At 71.8% G+C, this 17,463-nt stretch carries 14 protein-coding genes; 3 read left to right on the top strand and 11 right to left on the bottom strand.

Features of this window, described 5'->3' with window-relative positions; all coding sequences use genetic code 11:
- Positions 1–317: 317 nt before the first annotated feature.
- Complete coding sequence (locus tag ACGFH9_RS06030; protein WP_393215956.1) at positions 318–1,433, bottom strand: glycerophosphodiester phosphodiesterase; 1,116 nt, start codon at positions 1,431–1,433, stop codon at positions 318–320.
- A gap of 142 nt (positions 1,434–1,575) precedes the next feature.
- On the opposite strand from ACGFH9_RS06030, the gene ACGFH9_RS06025 reads away from it, so the two are divergent.
- Together ACGFH9_RS06025 and ACGFH9_RS06020 are read left to right on the top strand one after the other, a co-directional pair.
- On the top strand, positions 1,576–2,910 hold the full coding sequence (locus ACGFH9_RS06025; RefSeq protein WP_393215953.1) for a TrkH family potassium uptake protein: 1,335 nt from the start codon (positions 1,576–1,578) through the stop codon (positions 2,908–2,910).
- Positions 2,911–2,927: 17 nt separating this feature from the next.
- Entirely contained in the window at positions 2,928–3,596 is a 669-nt protein-coding gene (locus tag ACGFH9_RS06020; protein ID WP_393215951.1) for a potassium channel family protein, read from the top strand.
- Between the two features lie 39 nt (positions 3,597–3,635).
- Here the strand turns inward: ACGFH9_RS06020 and ACGFH9_RS06015 are convergent, their stop codons facing one another.
- The 7 genes from ACGFH9_RS06015 to ACGFH9_RS05985 all read right to left on the bottom strand — a co-directional run bounded on the left by ACGFH9_RS06015 (position 3,636) and on the right by ACGFH9_RS05985 (position 12,407).
- Positions 3,636–5,282 carry a protein kinase gene (locus ACGFH9_RS06015; RefSeq protein ID WP_393215948.1) on the bottom strand — a complete coding sequence of 549 codons (1,647 nt, stop codon included), beginning with the start codon at positions 5,280–5,282 and terminating at the stop codon, positions 3,636–3,638.
- A gap of 71 nt (positions 5,283–5,353) precedes the next feature.
- Positions 5,354–6,907, bottom strand: coding sequence for a fused MFS/spermidine synthase (locus ACGFH9_RS06010; RefSeq protein WP_393215945.1), 1,554 nt, complete (start codon positions 6,905–6,907; stop codon positions 5,354–5,356).
- A gap of 36 nt (positions 6,908–6,943) precedes the next feature.
- On the bottom strand, positions 6,944–7,957 hold the full coding sequence (locus tag ACGFH9_RS06005) for a hypothetical protein (RefSeq protein ID WP_355245101.1): 1,014 nt from the start codon (positions 7,955–7,957) through the stop codon (positions 6,944–6,946).
- A gap of 224 nt (positions 7,958–8,181) precedes the next feature.
- The gene (locus tag ACGFH9_RS06000) at positions 8,182–8,991 is read right to left on the bottom strand and encodes an inositol monophosphatase family protein (protein WP_393215942.1); all 810 of its coding nucleotides are present in this window, start codon (positions 8,989–8,991) and stop codon (positions 8,182–8,184) included.
- Entirely contained in the window at positions 8,984–9,436 is a 453-nt protein-coding gene (locus ACGFH9_RS05995) for a response regulator (RefSeq protein ID WP_355245095.1), read from the bottom strand. Before ACGFH9_RS05995 ends, ACGFH9_RS06000 begins: the two co-directional genes overlap by 8 nt.
- Positions 9,433–11,166, bottom strand: coding sequence for an ATP-binding protein (locus ACGFH9_RS05990; protein ID WP_393215939.1), 1,734 nt, complete (start codon positions 11,164–11,166; stop codon positions 9,433–9,435). Before ACGFH9_RS05990 ends, ACGFH9_RS05995 begins: the two co-directional genes overlap by 4 nt.
- The gene (locus ACGFH9_RS05985; RefSeq protein WP_393215936.1) at positions 11,163–12,407 is read right to left on the bottom strand and encodes a PP2C family protein-serine/threonine phosphatase; all 1,245 of its coding nucleotides are present in this window, start codon (positions 12,405–12,407) and stop codon (positions 11,163–11,165) included. Before ACGFH9_RS05985 ends, ACGFH9_RS05990 begins: the two co-directional genes overlap by 4 nt.
- Positions 12,408–12,678: 271 nt before the next feature.
- Here ACGFH9_RS05985 and ACGFH9_RS05980 point away from each other — a divergent pair, with 271 nt between their 5' ends.
- Entirely contained in the window at positions 12,679–15,099 is a 2,421-nt protein-coding gene (locus tag ACGFH9_RS05980; RefSeq protein ID WP_393215933.1) for a M28 family peptidase, read from the top strand.
- A gap of 50 nt (positions 15,100–15,149) precedes the next feature.
- On the opposite strand, the gene ACGFH9_RS05975 is transcribed toward ACGFH9_RS05980, so the two are convergent.
- The 3 genes from ACGFH9_RS05975 to ACGFH9_RS05965 all read right to left on the bottom strand — a co-directional run bounded on the left by ACGFH9_RS05975 (position 15,150) and on the right by ACGFH9_RS05965 (position 17,416).
- Entirely contained in the window at positions 15,150–16,091 is a 942-nt protein-coding gene (locus ACGFH9_RS05975) for a threonine/serine dehydratase (RefSeq protein WP_393215930.1), read from the bottom strand.
- Between the two features lie 580 nt (positions 16,092–16,671).
- Positions 16,672–16,926 (bottom strand): Smr/MutS family protein, encoded by a 255-nt coding sequence (locus tag ACGFH9_RS05970; protein ID WP_357818403.1) that lies wholly within the window; start codon positions 16,924–16,926, stop codon positions 16,672–16,674.
- A gap of 121 nt (positions 16,927–17,047) precedes the next feature.
- On the bottom strand, positions 17,048–17,416 hold the full coding sequence (locus ACGFH9_RS05965; protein WP_393215927.1) for a tetratricopeptide repeat protein: 369 nt from the start codon (positions 17,414–17,416) through the stop codon (positions 17,048–17,050).
- Between the last annotated feature and the right edge of the window lie 47 nt (positions 17,417–17,463).

The following is a 17,463-nucleotide window of genomic DNA, read 5'->3' as shown; positions in this document are numbered from 1 at the left end:
TGACTCCCGGCCACAGCCCTAACACAACGGCGTTGTCCTGGATGTAGTGGCCTCCTCCTACAACGAGGCCACTACATCCTGGATCGAGCACGATCTTGCGCTGCGGGCCTCGTTGGAGACGCCGCTGGCCCGGCGTCCGAGGTGGCGGACGGCGGGCCAGCGTGTGGGCCGGGCGTGATCGGCCCGGTGATCGGCTCGGAGCGGGTCGGCTCCGGGCCGAGGCTCGCGGTGGGTCAGAGGCGGGGTCAGGGGCGAGCGCGGGGTCAGGGGCGAGCGCGGAGTCAGGGGCGAGCGCGGGGTCAGGGGCGAGCGCGGAGTCAGAGGCCCGCGCGGGCGGCGACTGCCGTGTCCGGGTGGTCGCTGAAGACGCCGTCGAGACCGAGGCCGAAGAAGAGTTCGTACTCGGCCGTGATGTCGCCGCGTGCGTTCGGGTCGGTGCCGATCCGGAAGTCCGTGGGGAGGAACTGGTTCTCCGCGCGGAACGTCCAGGAGTGCACGAGCAGCCGCTCGCGGTGCGCGTCACGCACCACGTTCGTCGGGGCGAGCAGCTTGCCGGCGGCGTCGCGGGGCACGATCAGGTTCTTGTTCGCGCCGATGCCGTCTGCGTACGCGGCGATCCACCTGAGGCCGGCGGCCGTGGCGAGGTCCTGGTAGGTGCGGGTGTCACCGGTAGCGGTGAAGTCGTACGGGCGGCCGGTGGCGTCGAGGAGCTGGATCAACTTCACCTCGGTCAGTCGGCTCAGTCGGCGCAGGTTGGCCGTCTCGAACGACTGGATGAAGACGGGCGAGTTCTTCCGGTCCAGCTTGTTGTGCCGCAGCACCGCGAGCAGCGGCTCCTCCAGCGGCTTGCCGATCGACGTGAAGTAGCTCGGGTGCTTGGTCTCCGGGTAGATGCCGATGGTGCGGCCCCGTGCCCGCCCCTCGGTCCGGGCGAGGTCGATGACCTCCTGGAGGGTGGGCACCTCGAAGCGGCCGTCGAAGGCGGTGTTCGCCACGCGGACCTGCGGCAGCCGCTCCTTGGCCCGCAGCGTCTTCAGTTCGGCGAGGGTGAAGTCCTCGGTGAACCAGCCGGTCACGGCGGCACCGTCGATGGCCTTGGTCGCCTTGCGGGCTGCGAACTCCGGGTGGGTCGACACGTCGGTGGTGCCGGAGATCTCGTTCTCGTGCCGGGCGACGAGCACGCCGTCGGAGGTGGACACCAGGTCCGGCTCGATGTAGTCGGCGCCCATCCGGATCGCCAGCCGGTACGCCTCCAGGGTGTGCTCCGGCCGGTATCCGCTGGCGCCACGGTGGCCGATGACGATCGGCCGGTCGGTGGCCCGGGTGTGGTCCGCGTCGGCCGAGGGGCCGGCGGCGGCCAGGGTGGGCACGGCCACGGCGGCGGCGGCGAGCAGCACGCCGGCCACGCCGAGGGTCGAGAGGGTACGTCGCAACGCCGTCTCCTGTCATCGAGGGGTGTCGCAGACAGCAGACCGGCTGTGGTTGACGGGGAGTTGGTCGAGGACTGACCGGCAGGTGAATCTCCGGAATGGGCGTTCCCCCTCCACGGGGCACCCGGAAAAGGAAGATTGTCTGGTGCGCCGGTTACTCCGCAACCCCGTGCGGCTGGTGCCGCTGGGGTTCCTGGTGCCGATCCTGCTCGGTACCGCGCTGCTGATGGCGCGCTGGTCGACCGTCCAGCACCAGCGACCGCCCCTGGTCACGGCGCTGTTCACCGCGACCTCGGCGGTGTCCGTCACCGGAATGGCGGTCACCGACACCCCCAACTACTGGTCCAGCGGGGGCCTGGTGGTGATCACCCTGCTCACCCAGCTCGGCGGTCTCGGCATCCTCACCGTCGCGGCGCTGGTCATCCTCGTGGTCTCGCGTCAGCTCGGCCTGCGCAACCGGCTGCTGGTGCAGGCCGAGACGGCGGAGTTCGGCGTCGGAGATGTGACGCGGCTGCTGAGCCGGATCGCGGTGACCGTCTTCGCCTGTGAGGCGGTGATGACCGCGCTGGTCGCCGGTCGCCTCTGGTGGGCGTACGACTACGCGCCGGGCCGTGCTCTCTGGTCGGGGGTGTTCCACGCCATCCAGGCGTTCAACAACGGTGGCTTCGCGCTCTACTCCGACGGCCTGCTGGCCTTCGATCGTGACCCGTGGGTGTCGCTGCCGCTGGCGTTCGGCGCCATCGTCGGCGGTCTCGGGTTTCCCGCCCTGTTCGAGGCGGTCCGCGAGTGGCGCAGGCCGGCGGGGTGGGCGGTGGCCACCAAGTTGACCATCTGGGGCAGCGTGGCGCTGCTGCTGATCGGCTTCGTCGGCCTGCTCGCCGCCGAGTGGACCAACGCCAGCACGATCGGCCCGTACGACGCCGGGGGCAAGGCGCTCGCGTCGTTCACGCAGATCGCGTTGAGCCGGACCGGCGGGTTCAGTGTCCTGAACATCGCCGACCTCCAGGAGGAGAGTTACCCGCTGCTCATCGCGTTGATGTTCATCGGTGGCGGGAGCGCGAGCACGGCCGGCGGCATCAAGGTGTCCACGTTCTTCCTGCTGGCGTTCACCATCTGGGCGGAGCTGCGCGGGGAGCCCGACGTGACGGTCGGGCCACGCCGGGTGGCCACGGCCAGCCAACGGCAGGCCGTCACCGTCGCTCTGCTGAGCGTCGCGTTGGTCACGGCCGGGACGATGCTCGTGCTGCTGCTCACCGAGGGCGTGCGGTTCGTCTCGGTGCTGTTCGAGGTCACGTCCGCGTTCAGCACCACCGGGCTGACCATCGGTCTGGCCGGCGAGCTTCCGAGCAGTGGTCAGGTGGTGCTGACGGTGTTGATGTTCATCGGCCGGGTCGGGCCGCTGACCCTCGGGTCGGCGATCGCCCTGAACACCCGGCGCAGGCTCTACCGCTATCCCCAGGAACAGCCGATTGTCGGTTAGCGACGAGGAGGATCGAGGTGTCGACGAGACGAGCGGACGGCGGCGGCGTCGTGGTGATCGGGCTGGGTCGGTTCGGGTGTCACCTGGCCGGGTCACTGGCCCGGATGGATTGCGAGGTGCTGGCCGTCGATCGCAATCCGGATCAGGTGCAGCGCTTCTCGGCCCAGCTGGACCGGGTGGTCCAGGCCGACGCGACCGAGGAGGGGGCGTTACGGCAACTGGGCGTCGCGAGCTTCGGCCGGGCGGTGGTGGCCATCGGGGCGTCGGTGGAGGCGAGCGTGCTCACCGTACTGGCGCTGGTCGAGCTGGGTCTGCCGCAGATCTGGGCGCGCGCCACGTCACAGAAGCACGCCAAGATCCTGTCGTCGGTGGGCGCACACCACGTGATCTTCCCGGAGGCGGAGACCGGCGACCGGGTGGCGCATCTGATCGTCAGTCGACTGCTCGACTTCATCGAGTTCGACGACGACTTCGCGATCGCCACCGTCCGGGTTCCGCCGTCCCTGGTCGGTCGTACCCTGCTCGACCTGCGCCCGGACGAACGCGACGGCGTCCGGGTGATCGGCGCGAAGGTGCCGGGCGAACGCTTCCGGTACGCCTCGGACGACACGGCGCTCGTCGACGGCGGGGTGCTGGTCGTGGAGGGCGGGATCGACCAGGTGCAACGGTTCGCGGGGCGACGCTGACGCCTCACTTCTGGTGGCCGGCGTGGGCCTCAGGAGGCTTCACCCTTTTCCCGGACCACCCGGCCCCTTGCCGTTGTTCGGCTTTGGCGCCTTCGCCTGCTCCTTCTCGGGTGCCTGCGGCGCGGCCGGTGCCTTGGGGGCGACCTTCGTGGTGGTCTTCGTCGTCTTCTTGGGCGGGGCCTTCGTCGGGGCGGCCTTGACCGCCGGGGCGGTGGACGGGGCCGACCCGGCCACCCCGGAGACGCGTACCCGGCAGGTCGCGTCGCCGAGCCGGAACTCCACCGGCAGCGGGTTCGCCCCGGTGTACGTCCCGGCCAGGGTGAGCTTCTCGGTCGCGCCGGCCGCCAGGGTCGTCCGCTGCGCGGCGGGCCGGATCTGCACCGCGCCACCCTGCTGCTCGACGGGGGCGGGTTCGGCCTTCGTCACCTTCTGCTGACCCGGGAAGGTGAAGTTCATCGTCCAGTCACGCAACTCGCGCTCACCGGTGTTGGTCAGGGTCAGCTCGGCGGTGAAGTCCTTGCCGGAGTCGGTGCGCAGTGCGTATGCCACCTCGCAGGGCGTCGTCTCGGGCAGGCCCATCCGCGCCTCGGTGGTGGGCCGGTCCTCGCCGCTGGCGGGGCTGCGGGAGGTGAAGCCCCACATCGCGCCGGTGACCGCGATGAGCCCGACGGCCGCCACCCCGGCCTCGACCCGCCGACGCCGGTTCACCTGACGGACTCGGGCTCGCCGCGTCCGCGAGAGCGGAAGGGCGTCCGTCTCCGCCGACCAGGGCAGGATCGTGGTGCCGGCGTTGGCCAGCGCGTCGGGATCCAACGGACCGCCCGCCGGTGAGACCGGCACCGCCGCCAGCATCCCGGCCGCCTCCGCGAGGGTGCGGGCCAGCTCCGCGGTGGTCGGCCGGTCGGCCGGACGCTTCGCGAGGCAGCGCCGCACCAGGTCGGTCACCGCGTCGGGCAGCCCGGGCACCGGCGGCATCGGGTCCGGGTCGCTGTACATGTGCGCACGCAGCATCTGCGTGGTCGTGTTCGCCTCCCACGGCAGCCGGCCGGTGAGCATCCGGTAGAGCAGCAGACCCACGGCGTACACGTCGGTGGCCGGGGAGACCTGGCCGTTGTCCAGTCGCTCCGGCGCGAGGTACGCGGGCGTGCCCAGCAACGCGCCGTCCGGCCCCTTCTCGCTCTCCCCCACCAACGCGGAGATACCGAAGTCGACCACCTTCACGCCGGTCGAGGTGAGCATGACGTTGCCCGGGGTGACGTCGCGGTGCACGACACCACGAGCGTGCGCGGTGGCCAGCGCCGAGCTGACCTCCGCGCCGATGGTCACCGCCTCACGCCACGGCAGCTGCATCTCCCGGCCGAGCCGGCCGGCCAGCGAACCGCCGTCGACAAGCTCCATCACCACGTACGGCACGGTCAAGCCGACCTGGTGGGATTCGCCGTAGTCGTACACGTTGGTGATGTTGGGGTGGCAGAGCCGCGCGGCGGCCTGCGCCTCGACGCGGATCCGGTGCCGGAAGGCCCGGTCGCTGGCCAGCCGCGACGCCAGCACCTTCACCGCTACCTGGCGGCCCAGCACCTCGTCGTAGCCGCGCCAGACCACCGACATGCCGCCCGCGCCGAGCTGCTCGATGAGCCGGTACCGCTCATCGAGGAGTTGCGCGCCGTTCCGGTCCCCACCGCCCATGGTGGCCGTTGTTGCCCAGGACCTGCCGGGTTACACCTGAAGGATCGGAATCGGTCAGGAAAATCACCCGATCAGGCGGTCGCCAGCAGTTGGTCCACGGGAGCGTAGTCGTCGGTCAACACCATCGCCGTACCGACGAAGTCCGTGAGGTCCGACCCGGAGAGCAGGCTGACGGTCGCGTCGACCGCGTCGAGGCGGGCGCGGACGGCGGCCAGCGGCAACGGCGCGTCGGAAGCGACGATGAGGAAGTTGCTGCCCCGCTCCTCGGCGAGCGCCTCCGGCGGGGCGATCAACGCGACGTGTGTGAACTCGGCGGCGACCGTGGCCAGCTCGGCGCGGATGAACCGCAGCGGCGGGTAGTCGATGACGTTCTGCACGTACACGCCGCCGGGGCGGGTCACCCGCCGGATCTCGGCGGCCATCTCCCGGGTCGCCAGGTGCCAGGGCACCACCAGGTGGCCGAACGCGTCGCCGACGACCAGGTCGCGGCTGTCCGTCGGCTCACCGGCGACCAGCATCCGGGCGTCGCCCACCACCGCCCGCAGGTCCGGCCCCGGGTGTACGCCCAGTTCCCGTTCCCCCAGCTCGACGAGCCCGCCGTCGATCTCGAACACCACGTTGTCGGTGCCGGGTCGGGTCGCGGTCAGGTACGTCGGCACGGTGAACCCGCCGCCGCCCAGGTGCAGCGCGTCCAACCGCTGCCCGGCCGGCGCGGCCACGTCGGCGACCGCGCCGATCCACTTGGTGTACGCGTACTCGAGGTGCTTCGGGTCGGCCAGGTCCACGTACGAGTGCTGGGCCGAGTTGAGCAGCAGCGTCCGGCCGCTGGGCCGGTTCGGATCAGTGGTGACGCGGGCGCAGTGGTACGCGGTCTCGATGTCGCACGGGTTCGGCGCGATGGCGCTCAGTCCCGCACCGAGCAGGCCGAGGACGGCCAACGCGGCCCGGGTGCGGGCCGGGCCGGGCAGGTCGGTACGCGCCTGGCGACGCAGGTACCAGCCGAGGCCGATGCCGACCAGCCCGAGCGAGATCGCGAGTGCCAGCAGGATGACCGTGCTGGGCAGCGCGGCGACCAGCACGAACCCGGTGAGCAGGGTGGCCGTGATGCCGCCCAGGGTGCCGATGCCGGACAACCGGCCGACCACCTGGCCGGTCCGGCGCAGGTCGGCGAGTTGGAGCTTGACCACCAGCGGGGTCACCGCGGCCAACAGTGCCGCCGGCACGAACACGGCGAGCGCGACGAGCAGCAGGATGGCGCTGGCCGCCCCGCCGCGCAGCACCTCGCCGGCGTAGCGCACCACGGGCAGGGTCACTGCGGTGGCGATCCCCGCCAGCACCAGCGCGGGCGCCAGCAGACCTCGTGGGTCACGCCGGTCGGCCAGCCAGCCGCCGGACCACGCCCCGTAGGCGATCGCGGCGAGCGCGATGCCGATGACCGAGCTGGTCACCTGGAGGGTCACCCCCACGTACGGGCCGACCAGGCGCAGCGCGACCGTCTCCAGCACCAGTACGGCGCCGCTTGCGAAGAAGACCAGGAAGGCGGCCAGGCCGCCCGGCAGCGCCCGGCCGGTTACCGGCACGGGCGGGGCCGCAGGAGCCGCTACGTCGGACGCTGAGGAACTCATCGTCGCGATGGTACGCAGCGAAGCTGGCGCTCCGGGTCAGTACATCGAGAGATGAACATGGTTCGTGTGGGAGGCGGCGGGACTGCCGCTGCCACTGTAGGCACGCCATCCTGTGCCCGGGTGCCAGATCTGCCGGTACCAGATCACGTAGAGCACACCCAGGCGTTCGGCGTTGCGGACGTGCCAGGCGGCCAGGCTGTCTCCGTACGCCTTGTCGCCGCCGGTCGCGTTCTTGTCCTCGAAGCCGTTCGTGGCAGCCGAGAAGTCGCAGGCCCGACCCTTCGGGTGCTCGCCGCCGCCACCGCTGCGCTTGCAGGAGACGTGCCGCTTGTAGCCGGCCGCCTGGGTCTCCTTCAGGGCGTGCAGGGTGCGCGGGGTGATGCACCCCGAGGTGGTGGGGTCCTTCACCGAGCAGGACTCCGAGGGCCAGGAGCCGTCGGAGTTCCGGGGCGCCGGCTTCGCCGAGGACGAGTTACCGCCGCTGAAGCCGCTGCTGCCACCCGAGCTGACCTCGGCGAGTGCCGCCTCGGCCTCCTTCTTCTTCTTGGCCATGACGGCGAGCTGCTTCTGCTGCTCACGAACCTCGGCGTCGATGGCGATCTTGGCCTGCTGGGCCTGCTGCCGGGCCTCGGTGAGATCGCGCAACCGCTTGCTGTCCCGCTGGGCCATCAGGTCCAGGTCCGCCGCTCGTTGCAGGAAGGCCTGCGGCGTCGCCGTGTTGAGCAGCATCGCCGTCGGGGTGAGTCGGCCGGACCGGTACGACTGCGCGGCCACCTCGCCGACCTGCGCGGTCAGCCCGACGAGCCGAACCTCGACGGTCTTCAGCTCGCCGGTCAGCGCGGTCTGCCGGCGTTTGGAGTTGTCCAGCTTGGCCTTGGCCTCGATGTGGCCCTTGGCGGTCAGCTCCAGCGCGTCCTGCAACTTCTTGGTGCCGCCCTCACCGGGCTCGGCGGACGCGGGCACACCGCCGGCGAGCACCAGCGCGACGGCGGCGAGCAGAGGGAGCAGTAAGCGGCGAACGCGCGGCTGACTGAGCCTGGTCCTGGGCACGAAAGCGTCCTTCCGTCGACCGCCGGCCCCCGGTGAACTCTGCGCGGCGGCGTCCCCACCGGCGCCGGTCGGCGGCCTGCTGGCGGAGACCGCCGGTCACGATACCGGAACGCGCGCCGGTGACCAGCCCCGTGAGCGCTCACCGGCGCCGGTGTCGACGCAGCGTGCTGCCGCCGTAGCGCGCTGCGTCGCGAAGCCGCGGAACCGGCTCGCCGCCCCTCGGCTCAGGAGCTGAGTAGCGCCTCGCGGACCTCGGCCCAGACCTCTTCGTTGACGGCGACGAGCAGCCCGCGACCCTCGTCGGCTGGGTCGTAGTCGACGCCGTCGAAGCGGCGGGCCACACCACCCGCGGCGCGGACCAGCAGGGTGCCCGGCGCGTGGTCCCACGGCAGGGTGCGCCAGAAGAGGGCGAACTGCTGTTCACCGGTGAGGATGTCCAGGTACTCCCGGCCGGCGCAGTGCTGGCCGGGCAGCAGTTCGCCGAGCCGGCGACCACCGGCACGGACCCGGTCACGGGCCTCCGGCGGCAGGAAACGCGTCATCGCCACGCCGCGGATGTCACCCAGGGACGGCACGACGTCGGCGCTGCCGACCGGCTGGCCGTTGAGCAGGGTGCCCTCGTCGGCCCGACCGGCGGCCAGCGTCTTTGCCAGCGGATCGAGGATCCAGCCGGCCCTCGGCCGCCCGTCGGTCAGCAGCGCCACCATCAGGGCGAACGGTCGGCGACCGGCGGCGAAGTTGGCGGTGCCGTCGACCGGGTCGACCAGCCACACGTCCCCGCTGTCACGCAGGTGCGTCAGCAGCGTCGGGTCGTCGGCGACGCCCTCCTCACCCACCACCAGCGAACCTGGTCGGAGCTTGCGCAGCCCGGCGGAGAGCAGCTCCTCGGCGCGACGGTCGGCGACGGTCACCACCTCGCCCGGCGCCTTCTCCGACACGTCGTCGTCGTCGAGCTTGCGGAACAGCGGCAGCACGACCTCGTCGGCGGCCTCCCGGAGCAGGTCGCCGACGTCGTCGAGCAGGGTGTCAGCCACGCGGCGGCAGCTTGACCACGCTGACGAAGAACTCGTCGATCTGCCGGACGACCGAGATGAAGCGCTCGAAGTCCACCGGCTTGGTCACGTAGGCGTTGGCGTGCAGCTGGTAGCTGCGCAGGATGTCCTCGTCGGCCTGCGAGGTGGTGAGCACGACCACCGGGATGCGGCGCAGCTCCGGGTCGTTCTTGATCTCCTCCAGCACCTCCCGCCCGTCCCGCCGGGGCAGGTTGAGGTCGAGCAGGATCAGGTCGGGCGCCAACGCGTCCGCGTACTGGCCCTCCCGCCGCAGGTAGGCCAGCGCCTCGGCCCCGTCGGAGACGACGGTCAGCCGGTTGCGCAGCTTGTGCTCCTCGAACGCCTCCTGGGTCATCAACACGTCACCCGGATCGTCCTCGACGAGCAGGACCTCGATCGGGCTCTTGCCGTCCGCCGGCGCGGTCATCCCACCGTCTCCCTCATGTCACCCGTTCTACCGCTTTCCGGCGGCCCGTCGGCCCGGTCCGGCTGGTCCGCCCCGGCAGGGTCCTCCGGCAGCGCGGACGACGCCTCGTCCGCCGGCGTGGTGTCCCCCGCCGTGGCCTCCTGCGGCTGCTCGGCGGGGTCGGTGGCGGCAGCCGCCTCCACGTCCTCCGGGCGCGCCGGGAGCGTGAACCGGATGGCGGTGCCCTCCGGTACGTCGGTGTCCACCCAGACCCGGCCGCCGTGATATTCCACGATCTTCTTGACGATCGCCAACCCGATGCCGGTGCCCGGGTACGCGTCCTTGGAGTGCAGCCGCTGGAAGATCACGAAGATCTTGTCGGCGAACTCCGGCTCGATGCCGATGCCGTTGTCCTGGCAGCTGATCTCCCACTCGGCGTCGACCAGCCGCGCCGAGATGTGCACCTTGGGCGGCACGTCCGGACGACGGAACTTGATCGAGTTGCTGACCAGGTTGGCCAGCAGGTTGGTGAGCAGCGGCTCCTCGCCACGGATCACCGGCAGCTCGGTCCAGGTCAGCTCCGCGTCGGCGTACTGTCGGGCGGCCTCGGTCTGGCCGGCCACGTCGCCCATCACCTTGTTGAGGTCGACGTCGACGAAACCGGTGGTGAGCCGGCCGATCCGGGAGAACGCGAGCAGGTCGTTGATCAGACGCTGCATCCGCTGCGCGCCGTCCACCGCGAAGGCGATGTACTGGTCGGCCCGCTCGTCGAGCTGCCCGGCATAGCGGCGCTGGAGCAGCTGGCAGAAGCTGGCCACCTTGCGCAACGGCTCCTGCAGATCGTGGGACGCCACGTACGCGAACTGCTCCAGGTCACGGTTGGACCGGGTCAGCTCCTCGGCCTGCTTCTGGAGCTGGCTGTTGACCCACTCGATGCGTTCGCGGGCCTCCCGCACCTCGGCCAGGTCGGAGGCGATCTTCTGGCGCATCGCGTCCACGTCGTAGCCGAGCCGGATGAACTCCGGTGGGCCGACGGTGGCGATGCGGTGCTGGTAGTCGCCCTCGGCCACCTCGCGGACCTGGGTGGCCAGCCCGGTCAGTGGCCGGACCACCATCCGGTCCAGCGAGAGCAGCAGCACCGCGCCGGCCACGACGACCACCAGGGCCGCGACGATCAGCAGGACGACGAGCACGTTGCTGCTGTTGCGGACGTCTGCGGCGGCCCGCTCCCGGGCGGCGAGGATCTCCTTCTGGAGGTCACCGACGGCCGAGCGGACCTGGTCGAACCGCTGCCGGGCCTGCTCGGTGACCAACGCCTGGCCGGCGCGGGTGCCCTCCTGCTCGGTCGTGGTGATCACCGGCTCGGCGACGGTCTGCCGCCACTGCGCGGATCTCTCCTCGACGGTCCGCAGCTCCTGGCCGATCTGCGGATAGTCGTCGAGCAGGGCCCGCATCGCGGCGATGGTGGCCTTCTCCTGGTCGAGCCCCGTCTCGTACGGACCCAGGTCGTCCGGGTCGCCGCTGACCGCGTACCCGCGAACCGCCGTCTCCTGGTCGAGCACCGCGTTGAGCAGCTCCTGCGACTGCACCCGCAGCGGCCCGGTCTGGTTGAGGATGGCGTCGATCTGGGTGCGGTTGCGCGCGGCCACGACCGCCTCCGCGACGGCCAGACCGATCAGCAGCACGCCCACGACGGTGAGCAGCGTGATGACGCGGCGGCGCAGACTCCAGCCGCCGACCACCGGCCTCACCGGCCACCACCGCGGCTGACCAGCAGCATCGCCACATCGTCGGCGAGCGGGCCACCGTTGATCTGCTCGGCCCGACCCACCAGCCACGCCGGCAGCTCGGGAAGCGACACCTCCCGGTTGGCCGGCTCGTCGAGCAGCCCGCTCAGGCCCGGCACGTCGAGCCGCTCGTTGCCGACGCCCACCCGCCCCTCGATCAGGCCGTCGGTGTACATCAACAGGGACCAGTCATCAGTGTCGAACTCCAGGTCGTAGGCGATCGGCCGGCGAGGTCGTACGCCCAGTAGCAGGCCGCCGGGCGCGGGCACCGGGACGACCCGGCCACCCGAGAGCAGCAGCGGCGGTGGGTGCCCGGCGAGTCGGACGGTGGCCCGGTTGGCGTCCAGGTCGAGTCGGGCGGTGGCCACCGTCGCGAAGATCTCCTGAAGGCGACGCTCGCTCATCAGCACCTGTTCCAGTGCGGGCAGCACCTCGTCGTCCGGCACCCCGGCGAGCACCAGGGCCCGCCAGGCCACCCGCAGTTCCACACCGAGCGCGGCCTCGTCCACCCCGTGCCCGCAGACGTCCCCGACGATCAGGTCGAGACGGTCCGGACGGGTCTGCACCACGTCGAAGAAGTCTCCGCCGATCAGTGCGGCGTGCCGACCCGGCCGGTAGAAGGTGTGCACCGCCACCTGGTCAGTCGTCATCAGCGGCTGGGGCAGCAGACCACGTTCGAGTCGCGCCGACTCGGCCTGACGCAGCTCGACCTCGTGCAGCCGGCGGGCGTTCACGTCGGCGCGCTTGCGCTCGACCGCGTAGCGCAGGGCCCGCGTCAGCAGCACCCCGTCGACCTGGCCCTTGACCAGGTAGTCCTGTGCGCCCTCGGCGACCGCCACGATGCCCAGGTGCTCGTCCGTACGGCCGGTCAGCACGCAGACGGCGGCCCCACTGGACATCTCCAGCACGTGGCGCAGCCCGTCCAGCCCCTGCGCGTCGGGCAGGCCCAGGTCGAGCAGGACGCAGTCGACGCCGATGATCCGCTGCCGCGCCTCGCTGAGGCTGGTGGCGACCACCAGGTCGATCATCGAGTTCGTCTCGGCGAGCAGCTCACCGACCAGGAAGGCGTCGCCCTCGTCGTCCTCCACCAGCAGCACCCGCAACCGCTCGCCGGGCGGCAGGTTGGCGTGCCGCGCCAGGCCACCGTGCGGGTACGGCACGACAGGGGAGCCGGCCAGGCCACCTCCCCGGTGCGGCCGGGTCACCGCCGCGAGACGCGGGAGTTCGCTGGTGATGTCGGGCTCCTTCCGAGTGCCCTGCTGATCCTGTATTAGACAACGGTCGCACACAACACGATGGCCGCGGCACGGGGCGGGGATGGGCAGGATCACTGCCGGCCGGAGAACCGGGGGCAAAGCGGACGGCCGGGCACCCCCTGACAGGCGGAAGATCGGTGGACGCACGGCCGTCCCCTTCCGACGCATCGACGGGCAGGATGGTGCAACCCCCACGCCCCACCACCTTCGAGGAGTTCGGATGGGCGCACCCCCCAGCCCCGTCACGGCGGACGTACCGCTCCGGCCCGGTCCGGGCGTACCCCCTGCCGACCGTGCGCTGACCCGACCGCGTCGGCGGCTCCTGGCCGCCGCGGCGGCGTTGGTCGCGCTGGCGGCCGTCGGCGCCGGCAGCCTGCTCGACCTGCGCACCCCGACGCCGAGGCCGGCCGACGCGCCGGCGGACGAGTTCAGCGCCGCCCGGGCGTACGCGGACGTGCAGGTGATCGCGGCCCGGTCGCACGTCGCCGGGAGCCCGGCCAACGACCAGGTTCGCGCGCACGTCGAGCAGAAGCTGCGCGGCCTGGGCCTGGAGACGGACGTGCAGGACACCGTCGCGCCGGAGGCCGGCCAGCTCAGCGGGGCGGCCGGCGGGGCGACAGTGGCCCGGGTACGGAACGTGGTCGCCCGCCTGCCCGGCACCGACCCGACCGGCCGGGTGTTCCTGGTCGCCCACTACGACTCGGTGCAGACCGGGCCGGGTGGCAACGACGACGCGGCCGGCACCTCGGCCATCCTGGAGGTGGCCCGCGCGCTGTCCACCGGCCCCCGGCCCCGCAACGACGTCGTCTTCGTGCTGACCGACGCCGAGGAGGCGTGCCTCTGCGGTGCGGCCGCGTTCGCCGCGAGTCACCCGCTCGCCGCCGACGGCGGTGTGGTGCTCAACCTGGAGGCGCGCGGCGCCACCGGCCCGGTGATCATGTTCGAGACGTCGAAGAACAACGCGAAGCTGGTGGACGTCTTCGGCCGGGCCGCCCCGCACCCCGTCGGCACCTCGTTCGCGGTGGAGATCTACCGGGCGCTGCCCAACGACACCGATTTCACCGCCTTTCGCGACCAGAAGTTCGTCGGGCTGAACTCGGCGTACATCGACGGTGGCGCGATCTACCACACGCCGTTGGACACCCCGGCCGCGATGGATCGGGGCAGCCTCCAGCAGCACGGGGACAACGCGCTGGGCATGGCCCGGGAGTTCGGCCGCACCGACCTCACCGACCTGCGCTCCGGGTACGACGCGACCTACTTCCCCGTCCCGGGTGGGCTGGTCCGCTACCCGGGCTGGCTCGTCCTGCCGCTGGCCCTGCTCGCGGTGCTCGCGGTCGCGGCATTGGGCTGGCTGATCCGCCGCAGTGGCCGGGCCAGCACCGGACAGCTGGTCGCCGGTTTCGGCCTCGCTCTGGTGCCGGTCGTGGTCGCGCCGGTCGCCGCACAACTGCTCTGGCTGGCGATCACCGCGATTCGTCCCGGGTACGCGGAACTGCTCGACCCGTACCGGCCGGTCTGGTACCGGTTGGCGGTGCTGGCGCTCGCCGCCGCCATCCTGTTCACCTGGTATGCGCTGGTCCGCCGCCGGATCGGCCCGGCCGCGCTCGCCGCCGGCGGGTTGGCCTGGCTGGCCCTGCTCGGGGTGCTGCTCGCCGTGGCGGTGCCCGGCGGGGCGTACCTCACCACCCTGCCGGCGCTCGCCGGGGCCCTCGGCGGTCTGGTGGCGCTGCGCACGCGGCAGACCGGGCCGTGGCCGGTGGTGGCGGTGACCGCGGCTACGGCCGTCGGCGTGGTGATCCTGCTGCCGACGGTGGTACTGCTCTTCCCCGCGCTGGGCATGGCGATGGGTGGGGTGGCCGCGCTGGTCGCGGTGCTGCTCGGCCTCACCGCGCTGCCGGTTGTCGACCTGCTGCACCCGCAGGCCGGCGGGCAGCGCGGACTGGTGGCGCTGCGGGCCCGGCGACTCGCGGTGCTGCCGGCCGGGGCCGCCGCCGTGGCGGCGGTGGTGCTCGCCGGGGTCGGGCTGGCCGTCGACCGCTTCGACGCCGCCCATCCCGCGCCCACCCACCTGATGTACGCCCTGGACGCCGGCACCGGGCAGGCCCGCTGGCTGAGCCACGAGGCCGACCCGCAGCCGTGGACGGACGGCTACGTGGACGGGGTGGCCGACGTCGGCGACGACTTCCCCGGGCTCGGCGACGGCGAGCTGCGATCCGGGCCGGCGCAGGCGGCGACCCTGCCGGCGCCGAAGCTCGACGTGCTGGCCAACACCAGCGCCGGCGGTGAGCGGACGCTGCGGCTGCGGCTCACCCCGCAGCGGGCGGTCCGGCTCGCCACCCTGCACGTCGACACGGCGACCGCCACCGTGCTGCGCGCCGAGGTGGCCGGGCGGGCGGTGCCGGTGGAGCCCCGCGCGGGCAGGTGGGGATTCGGACTGGTCTTCCACGCCGCGCCGACGGAGGGTGTCGAGGTCACGTTGACGCTGCGGCCGATCGCCACGCAGGTGGCGCTGCGGGCTATGGACGCCAGTGACGGGTTGGACGCGCTGCCCGGCTTCCGCCCCCGGCCTGCCGCCGTCGGTGTCGTCGGGTCGCACAGCTCCGAGACGCTCGCGGTCGCCCGCACCTATCCCCTCTGAGAAGACGAACCGGGGGTCCGGCGGCGCACATCAGTCGCCGGACCCACCGGTCAGTGCGGCGCCGCCGGGCCCAGGTCGCTCGGGTCGGTGTTGCCACCGCAGACGATCACCGCGACGCGTTCGCCCGCCTGCGGCACGTACGCGCCTCCGACCAGAGCGGCCAACGCGGCGGCGCCGCCCAACTCGGCGGCTACCCGCAGCTCCGACCAGAGCAGCCGCCGCGCGCGCGCCAGATCCTCGTCGCGCACCAGCACGGAGACCACGCCGGTACGACGGGCGGTCTCGAACGCGATGTCGCCGATCCGGCGGGCACCCAGCGAATCCGTGGCGATGCCGCCCACCTCGATGTCGACCGGCCGACCCGCTTTGAGGGCGGTGTGCAGGGTCGGGATCTGCTCCGGCTCGACGCCGACGACGCGCACCGACCCGTCGAACCAGGTCGCGATGCCCGACACCAATCCACCACCGCCGACCGCCACCAGCACTGTGTCGATCCCGTCGAGCTGGCGCTCCAACTCCCGACCAACGGTGCCCTGACCGGCCACCACCTCCGGCTGGTCGTACGCGTGCACCACCAGCGCGCCGGTCTCGTCTGCCCGCTGGGTGCTGGCGGCCAACGCCTCGGCGTAGTGCTGGCCCACCTGCCGCACCTGCGCGCCCAGCCCGGCCAGGCGCTGCACCTTCACCGGCGAGGCGGTGACCGGCACGAAGACCTCCGCCGGCACGCCCAGCGACCGGGCCGCGTACGCGACCGCCAAGCCGTGGTTGCCCCCCGACGCGGCGATCACCCCCGCCGACGGCAGCGCACCCTGGAGCATCCGGTTGAACGCGCCGCGCGGCTTGAACGAGCCTGTGTGCTGGTGCAGCTCCAGCTTGAGGCTGAGCAGCCCGGGCACCCCGAGGTCGGCGCCGTCGACGGTGATGACTGGCGTCTGACGGACCCGCCCCTCGACCAGTGCCGCCGCGGACTCGACGTCGTTTCTGTCCACCATCGGAAAACGCCCTTCACTACGACCAGAGAGCCAGTCGACAATTGTCGGTGAGCCCGACGAAACATCCTACGGAGATGCGCCAGCCATCCTTCACCGGACGCACGGTGTGACAGTGCCGCGGGACCGACCCTGCGGTGGTGCTGCGACGGGAAGTGGCTGGTCATGACGGTGGCCGACGACCCGACATCGTGCGAGCCGGCCGGATGGTCGACTGTCGCCCGGACCACGTCGGGTGGGTGCGACGTGATTCGCAAGGCGGCCCCTGCCTTCCCCCGGAAACTCTGAACCCATCTGGAACCGACGACCCGACTCGTCACCGTGGCACCATCGCTGCCGTCCGGCCGGCCCGGCGGATGATGCCCCGCCACTGCCTGCCTCCGCCCGATGCTCACCTAGACGAGTAGGTCCTAACCCTGGCTGGGGCCGACCGACGGTGGTGACCGTCAGTCACCTCCGTGCGGGCGGATGCGTTCGTCAGCGGTATACCTCGGAGTCATATTCATACCCCTGAGGTATACCGCTCCACAGCACATCGACACCGGCGGGCAGCCACAGCGGATGGCCAGCGCCCTTCGCGTTGCTACTTCCAGCGGAAGTGCACGAAGAGGCGGCCGAAATTCTTCGAGTCCTTCTCCACCCGGTGGTAGAGCTGCTTGACATCCTTCTGGTCGAGGAACCGCAGCACCCGCTTCTTGAGCTGACCCGACCCCTTGCCCGGAATGATCTCGACGAGGGTGGCCTTCTTCGTAACCGCCTCGTCCATGATTCCGCGCAGCGCGCGGTCGATGTCCTGCCCCTTGTTGAAGATCTCGTGCAGGTCCAGCTTGAGCTTCATGCCGCAGCCCCCGGCCGGTCAGGTCCCATGTCCGCCATCCTAGGCATGTCCGGCGGCAAACCCACCGGACGACGGAGGGGCGGCCCCGGAGGACCGCCCCTGCCACGTCGCCGTTCCACGCTCAGCGCGTGCCGCCCACGCGGGTCTCGACCCGTTGCAGGGCGATCCGGTAGTCGTTGTTGGTCGCGTACATCGCCGCGGCGATCCGCAGGTGCCGCAGCGCGTCGGTGTGCCGGTTGAGCCGTTCCAGCGTCCGTCCCAGCACGTGGTGCGCGTAGTGGTCGCTCGGGTCCCGGTCGACCAGCTCCCGCAACTGTTCCTCGGCCCGGTTGAGCTGGGCCGACTGGAAGTACGCCCGGGCCAGCAACTGCCGGACGGCCGCGTTGCCGGGCTCGGCGTCCACGATCGGCTCCAGCAGTCGGGCCGCTCCGCTCGGGTCACCGGTTTCGAAGAACATGGTCGCCCGTCGGTAGTCCGCCAGAAGATCCATCTGCCCACCTCCTCGGGTCGCGCCGTCACCTGTTCCGACGCTGGCAC

Source organism: Micromonospora sp. NPDC049102, from assembly GCF_043197485.1.
GTDB lineage: Bacteria > Actinomycetota > Actinomycetes > Mycobacteriales > Micromonosporaceae > Micromonospora.
The sequence above is the reverse complement of the archived record's forward strand: the minus strand, read 5'-3'. Positions and strand labels throughout refer to the sequence as shown.

Excerpts from the sequence above, each read along its gene's own strand:
- ACGFH9_RS06015 (WP_393215948.1), bottom strand. The coding sequence starts at position 5,282 with ATGGGCGGTGGGGACCGGAACGGCGCGCAACTCCTCGATGAGCGGTAC.
- ACGFH9_RS06010 (WP_393215945.1), bottom strand. The coding sequence starts at position 6,907 with ATGAGTTCCTCAGCGTCCGACGTAGCGGCTCCTGCGGCCCCGCCCGTG.
- ACGFH9_RS05995 (WP_355245095.1), bottom strand. The coding sequence starts at position 9,436 with ATGACCGCGCCGGCGGACGGCAAGAGCCCGATCGAGGTCCTGCTCGTC.
- ACGFH9_RS05980 (WP_393215933.1), top strand. The coding sequence starts at position 12,679 with ATGGGCGCACCCCCCAGCCCCGTCACGGCGGACGTACCGCTCCGGCCC.
- ACGFH9_RS05975 (WP_393215930.1), bottom strand. The coding sequence starts at position 16,091 with ATGGTGGACAGAAACGACGTCGAGTCCGCGGCGGCACTGGTCGAGGGG.
- ACGFH9_RS05970 (WP_357818403.1), bottom strand. The coding sequence starts at position 16,926 with ATGAAGCTCAAGCTGGACCTGCACGAGATCTTCAACAAGGGGCAGGAC.
- ACGFH9_RS05965 (WP_393215927.1), bottom strand. The coding sequence starts at position 17,416 with ATGGATCTTCTGGCGGACTACCGACGGGCGACCATGTTCTTCGAAACC.